Below are 6,403 nucleotides of genomic sequence, written 5' to 3'. Positions count from 1 at the left end.
CGGCGGGGCGGAAGGCTGTGCGCCGTCGGGAAGGTCGGTCAGCGTCGCACCGGGCACGCGGACCCGCTGGTCGCCGAAGGCGGAGACGCCGGGCGGCCGCTCACTCGGCTGCTCCGGGGCGCCGGCCTGGCCGCGGGTGGGCGAACCGGCTGCGAAGCCGTGGTAAGGGTGATCGCCGTCCGATCCGGACGAAGTGGACGGCGCCGTCGGCGGGGGCGCCCAGACCGACTCCGGGCCGGTGGGGCGCTGCGGCTCGGCGGTGGGAATGCCGTACCGATTCGCCGGCGGCTCCGCGAAGGGCCGTCCGGCCTGCGGGACCGCGGGGACCACGAACGGCGAGCCGCCGTTGGGAGTTGCCTTTGGTGGCGGAGCGTACGAGCTCGGCTCGCGTCCGCTGTCGGAATCCGGCGGGAAGCCGTCGCCACCGCCGGGACCTCCGCCCGACGTGGCCTCTGCCGGTTGCCCACCGGCGTGCTGCCCCTCGGACGTCATAAACCGCCTCCTCAGTCGCCCTTCGGCCAGACAGCTTTGCACGACCACGGCGATGTCGCCGTCCGTGCTCTCGGCCCGTGAGAAAAGGGACCGACCGGCCTGACCTTTCGGGACCGCCGGCCCCTGGGGAAGAGGGCGCCGGCCCCGGTCACTACCCCGGCCGGGTGACCGCCCGGATGATGACCGGACCCAACCGTACCGGGCGTTGCGGCCGCTCGGAACTCCGGAGTACGCCCATAGGCGTCGTGAGACTCATGACAATCCCGGACAGATGGGAACGGCCCGCCCGGCGGTGAGCCGGACGGGCCGTGGTGCTGCCCTTGGGTATTGCGCAGGGCAGCCTCTGGGGAGGGTGCGAATGGTCAGCGGGTCCAGCGCTGAGCGAGGATCGCAATCTCGTCGCGCATGGACTGGGTCGGCGCGGCCTGCACAGCGCGGTCGATCGCGCGGTTCTGGCGGGCGACGTTGTGGCGGTGACGGATGCGGTCGATCATCTTGCTCATTTTGCTCAACTCCTAGTTGCCGGTGCACCCCAAGTGTGGCGCACCGGCAAGGAGCCTGCCAAACAATTAGGGGGTGAGCTGCCACACCCGCCTAAGAATCAAAGGCTGGGAAAACCGTTTGCTTTATGTCCAGGCGAGCAGGGCCTCTTCCGGATCTTCGAGGAAGCGGCCGATGTCGCGCAGGAACTTCGAGCCCAGCTCGCCGTCGACGATCCGGTGATCGAAGGAAAGCCCGAGCGTGGTGACCTGGCGGATCTTGATTTTGCCCTTGTGCACCCACGGTGTGGGCTTGATCGCACCGAAGGCCAGGATCGCCGACTCGCCGGGCGGCAGGATCGGCGTGCCGGTGTCGACCCCGAAGACGCCCACGTTGGTGATCGAGAAGGTGCCGCCGGCCATGTCGGACGGTGGTGTCCGGCCGGACTTGGCCACCTGCACCAGGCCGTTCAGCGCCTCGGCGAGCTCGCGGAGGGTGAGCCGCCCGGCGTCCTTGACGTTCGGCACGATCAGCCCGCGCTCGGTCGCCGCGGCGATGCCCAGGTTCACGTACTCCTTCACGACGATCTCGCCGGTGTCGCCGGACCAGGTCGAGTTGACCATTGGATGCCGCCGGATCGCGAGCAGCGCCGCCTTCGCGACCAGGAGCAGGGGGGAGATCCGCAGGTCGGCGAACTCGGGTCGCCTCTTGAGACGGTCCAACGCCTTCATCGATCTGGTCACGTCGACCGTCAGGAACTCGGTGACGTGCGGCGCGGTGAAGGCCGAGGCCACCATGTTCTCCGCGGTGAGCTTCCGCACACCCTTGACGGCGATCCGCTGCTCACGAGAGGCGTCGAAGACCGCGGCCGCCGTCGGCACGGGGCCGGGTGCGGCCGGAGCGGCGGTCGTCTCACGAGCAAGAGCCGCCTGGTGTACGTCCTCACGCGTCACCGATCCGGCCGGGCCGGTTCCGGTGATGGTGAGCAGGTCGATGCCCATGTCGCGGGCCAGCTTGCGGACCGGCGGCTTGGCCAGGACGCGAGCCTGCGAGTCTCCGTCGGCCGCCGGCAGTGTGGCGACGGGCGGACCTGCCGGGACCTGAGGCTCCAGCGGAGCGGCCGCTGGGCGGACCTCCGGCTGAGGCGGCGTCTCCGCTGCTGCGGTTGTGGACGCTGTGCTCGTACCCGTGCGGGGTCGTCTCTTCGCCGTTGTGGTTTTCGGGCCGTAACCCACCAGCACGGCCGTGCGGCCGCCCGGAGCCGGACCACCGATCATGCCGGGCTCGATCGCGCCCTCCTCGGGGGCGATCTCGACCGCGGAGAGCGACTCCGCGGACGGCTCGGGCAAGTCGCCGGCGTCCGGCTGCGTGTCGATCGAGACGATCGGCTTGCCCACCTCGACCGTCGTGCCGGCCTCGACGTGGATCGCCGCGATCCGGCCGCCCCACTTCGCCGGGATCTCGACCGCGGCCTTGGCCGTCTCCACCTCGACGATGGGCTGGTTCAGCTCGATCACGTCGCCGACCTTGACCAGCCACGACAGGATCTCGCCCTCGGTCAGGCCCTCGCCGAGGTCGGGCAGGTTGAACTCCTTGATGCGGGACATCGGCCTCACCACCCGAACGATCGGTCGACGGCGTCGAGGATCCGGTCGAGATCCGGGAGGTACTCCTCCTCGACGCGTGCCGCCGGGTAGGGGATGTCGAAGCCCGTCACCCGCAGCACCGGCGACTCGAGGGAGTAGAAGCACTGCTCGCTGACCCGGGCCGCGACCTCCGAGCCGAGGCCCAGGTTGCCCGGCGCCTCGTGCACCACGATGCAGCGCCCGGTCTTGCGCACCGATGCGAAGACCGGATCAAGATCGAGGGGCGAGAGGGTACGCAGGTCGATGACCTCGAGCTGCCGGCCGTCCTCGGTGGCCGCCGCCGCCGCGTCGAGCGCCGTGCGGACCATCGGCCCGTACGCGACGACGGTGGCGTCCGTGCCCTCGCGCACCACCCGGCTGACGTGCAGCGGGGTATCCGGGCTGCCGTCCAGGTCGACCGCGGCCTTCTCCCAGTACCGCCGCTTGGGCTCGAAGAACACGATCGGGTCGTCGGAGTCGATCGACTGCTGGATCATGTGGAAGGCGTCCACCGGGTTCGAGCAGCTCACGACCTTGAGGCCGGGCGTGTGCGCGAAGAGTGCCTCGGGCGACTCGGAGTGGTGCTCGACCGCGCCGATGCCGCCGCCGAACGGGATCCGGATGACGATCGGCAGCCGCACGTTGCCCAGCGACCGGTAGTACATCTTGGACACCTGGGCCACGATCTGGTTGAACGCCGGGAACACGAACCCGTCGAACTGGATCTCGCAGACCGGGCGGTACCCGCGGATGGCCAGGCCGATCGCGGTGCCGATGATGCCCGACTCGGCGAGCGGCGTGTCGATCACGCGGTCCTCGCCGAAGTCCTTCTGCAGGCCGTCGGTGATCCGGAAGACGCCGCCGAGCTTGCCGACGTCCTCGCCCATGATGATGACCTTGTCGTCGCCCTCGAGGGAGCGGCGCAGGCCGTGGTTGAGGGCCTTGCCCAAGGAGATGGTCTCGGCCATCAGTGGTCACTCCCCTCGAACGTCGCCTGGTAGCGCTCGAACTCGGCGCGCTGCGCGTCCACCTCGGGTGAGCCGTTCGGGTAGACGTTGTCGAACATCGTGACCGGCTCGGGGTCGGGCATCGCCAGGACGCGTTCCCGCAGGTCGAGAGCCAGCGTCTTGGCGGACTCGTCGACCTCGCCGAACCAGTCCTCGTCGGCCAGGCCCTGTTTCACGAGAAACGTCCGCAGCCGCAGGATCGGGTCCTTCGCCTTCCACGACTCCACCTCGCTGGCGATGCGGTAGCGGGTCGGGTCGTCGGAACTGGTGTGCGCGCCCATCCGGTAGGTGTAGGCCTCGATCAGCGTCGGGCCCTGGCCGTTGCGGGCGTGGTCGAGCGCGGCCCGGGTGACCGCGAACGTGGCCAGCACGTCGTTGCCGTCGATGCGTACGCCGGGGAAGCCGTAGCCCAGCGCGCGGCGGTAGAGCGGGATGCGCGTCTGGCGCTCGAGGGGCTCGGAGATCGCGTACTGGTTGTTCTGGCAGAAGAACACGATCGGCGCGTGGAAGACGCCGGACCAGACGAACGCCTCGTTCACATCGCCCTGGCTGGTCGCGCCGTCGCCGAAGTAGGCGATCACGGCCTCGCCGTCCGCGTTGCCGGTCTTGCCGTCCATCGTGATGCCCATGGCATAGCCGGTCGCGTGCAACGTCTGCGAGCCGATCACGATCGTGTACGTGTTGAACTTGAACTCGTTCGGGTCCCAGCCGCCCTGGTCGACGCCGCGGAACAGGCCGAACGGCATGATCGGGTCGATCCCGCGGGTGTAGAGGACGCCGTGCTCGCGGTAGGTCGGGAAGGCCATGTCCTGCGGTCGCATCGCCCGGCCGGAGCCGACCTGCGCCGCCTCCTGACCCAGCAGGCTCGCCCAGATGCCCAGCTCACCCTGCCGCTGCAGGGCGGTCGCCTCGGCGTCGAGCCGGCGCACCGTGACCAGGTCGTGGTAGAGCCCGCGGTACTCGTCATCCGTGAAGTCGACGCGGTAGGTGATGCCGTCGTCGCTGGTCACGCTGTCGATGCGTTCCCCGTCGGGGGTCAGTAGCTGGACGAAACCGCCCGCCGGGGCGTCTGTCCCGGCCTCGCTGTCGCCGTTCGCCATCGTGTCTCCCTGCTTCATCTCGTGCCCACGGCGGGGGTGGCCCGTCCGCTTCTCCTGTTGGCCACGCGTGACCTGGTGAGGCTCAGCGCGGCGCCGGTCGGCGGAGGTCGTGACCTCCGCCCGGGAGTGACGGCCGCACACCCCGCGCGCCCCGGATGCGGCGACGCGACGGCGGCGCTGCCGTCGCCCCCATCCTGACAGAGAACGTGAGCCCCATTACAGGTCGGGTCGATCACACTAAGGAAATTCTCCGGTTACACGCGTTCGCCCTTTTGTCCGGGTAGGCACTGGTTTGGCCTCTGCCTTCTGCGCGAACCGTCGATGATCGCCGCTGCCTCCGCCCCCGCCCGTCGTTCTCCCCGTAGCTGGACAGATCCATGTTGATCTTTATGCGGGGGTGTTGAAGGTGCAGGGGGAGCCGAGCGACGACGGGCTGGTGCCGCCGATCAAGGTGCTCCGCAAGCGGGTGAACGGCGTATACCGGGCAGACGGCTTCCGCGGGCCGACGCGGCGATATGTGCTGATCGTGGCGATGCTGGTCGGCTTGGCGTCGCTGCCGACGCTGGCGGCGATCACCGCCGGCTCGAACGAACTGGAGGACGGCACCACGGGCGCGATGGACGTGCCGTTCCTGCCGTTGCCGTCCTCGGGTCCGGTGAGCCCCACGCCGTCGGGCCCGCCCGCAACAGCCCTCCCGCCGCCGTCGTCCGCCCCGTCGTCGCCCTCAGCATCGGTCCCCTCGCCCTCGAAGCCGAAGGGCCAGGCCCAAAGACAAAAATCCAGGCCAGGGTACGCGCAGAGCGACCCCGACCGCCGCTCCCGCCCCGCCGCCCCCAGCGGCTCGTCGGGTTCTTCGAACGGCGGCTCGTCCGGGTCTGGCTCTTCAAGCAACGGGTCGTCGGGCAATGGGTCGTCGGGTAGCGGCTCGTCGGGTAGCGGCCCGTCCGGTGGCGGGTCGTCCGGCGGCGACTCCGGCGTGAAGGCGCCGGACCGGGAGTGGGGTTGGCTGCCCGGCAGCAAGCCGTCCTCACCCGGCGCCCGCCCCGGCGGCACCAAGCCTTCCCCGCCGAAGGAGCCCGCCGAGCCGGCCAAGCCCGGTGAACCCGGCCAGCCCGGTCAGCCCGGTCAGCCCAGCAAGCCCGGTGAGCCCGTCGAGCCCCGTGAGCCCGGTGAGCCCGGTGAGCCCGCCGAGCCCGGCAAGCCCGGGGAGCCCGGCGACTCCGATCGACCTGGCGGGCCCGAGCGACCGCGCAAGCCGCTGCGTCCCGGCCAGCTGCCGTGCCAGGACCCCGGCCGAGGCGCCAGCCGGCCCTCGCACCACCACCGCCCCGACTGGACGCGGCACAAGCAGGCCGACGACGCAGCTCACCGCGCCCACTGGTCCCACCACCGCGAGGGCCGCAAGCGGGCCGTCACCGTCCACGTGCCGGCCACCGGCCGCCACGGCGTGAACCGCACCGTCCGGGAGCGCTCGCACGACCGCCCCCGTTACGAAGGGCGCACCGAGCGTTCTTCGAAGAGCGCGAAGAAGTTGTCGAAACTCGTGCGTTCCATCGTCAGCAACCGGTCGTCCGACCGGTCCGAACCCAGCCGGAGGTCATCCGTGGCCGAGCGCCCGCACAACGTCCGTCCCGCCCGCACCGCCGAGCGGACCCACAACAGCCGCCGTCACCACAACGCCGCCGACTCCCGGATGGAC

Annotated in this window: 4 protein-coding genes and 2 pseudogenes; 1 reads left to right on the top strand and 5 read right to left on the bottom strand. The window is 70.6% G+C overall.

All coding sequences use genetic code 11. The annotated features are described in order from the left end of the window. The 5 genes and pseudogenes from AB0M20_RS21265 to pdhA all read right to left on the bottom strand — a co-directional run. Positions 1-492: pseudogene (locus tag AB0M20_RS21265) on the bottom strand (hypothetical protein); the annotation flags it as partial. Between the two features lie 362 nt (positions 493-854). Further along, positions 855-995, bottom strand: a complete 141-nt coding sequence (locus AB0M20_RS21260; RefSeq protein WP_364300600.1) for a hypothetical protein — start codon at positions 993-995, stop codon at positions 855-857. A gap of 123 nt (positions 996-1,118) precedes the next feature. Next, a complete protein-coding gene (locus tag AB0M20_RS21255; protein ID WP_364300598.1) occupies positions 1,119-2,579 on the bottom strand; it encodes a 2-oxo acid dehydrogenase subunit E2 in 1,461 nt (486 codons plus the stop codon). 5 nt (positions 2,580-2,584) lie between these two features. After that, the gene (locus AB0M20_RS21250) at positions 2,585-3,568 is read right to left on the bottom strand and encodes an alpha-ketoacid dehydrogenase subunit beta (protein ID WP_364300602.1); all 984 of its coding nucleotides are present in this window, start codon (positions 3,566-3,568) and stop codon (positions 2,585-2,587) included. Beyond that, entirely contained in the window at positions 3,565-4,704 is a 1,140-nt protein-coding gene (gene pdhA / locus AB0M20_RS21245; RefSeq protein WP_364300596.1) for a pyruvate dehydrogenase (acetyl-transferring) E1 component subunit alpha, read from the bottom strand. Before pdhA ends, AB0M20_RS21250 begins: the two co-directional genes overlap by 4 nt. Before the next feature lie 406 nt (positions 4,705-5,110). Between pdhA and AB0M20_RS21240 the strand changes: the two are divergent. After that, positions 5,111-6,403 (top strand): annotated as a pseudogene (locus AB0M20_RS21240) (hypothetical protein); the annotation flags it as partial.

It is taken from the genome of Actinoplanes sp. NPDC051633, assembly GCF_040681735.1.
Lineage (GTDB): Bacteria > Actinomycetota > Actinomycetes > Mycobacteriales > Micromonosporaceae > Actinoplanes.
This window is presented reverse-complemented; position numbering and strand designations above follow the sequence as displayed.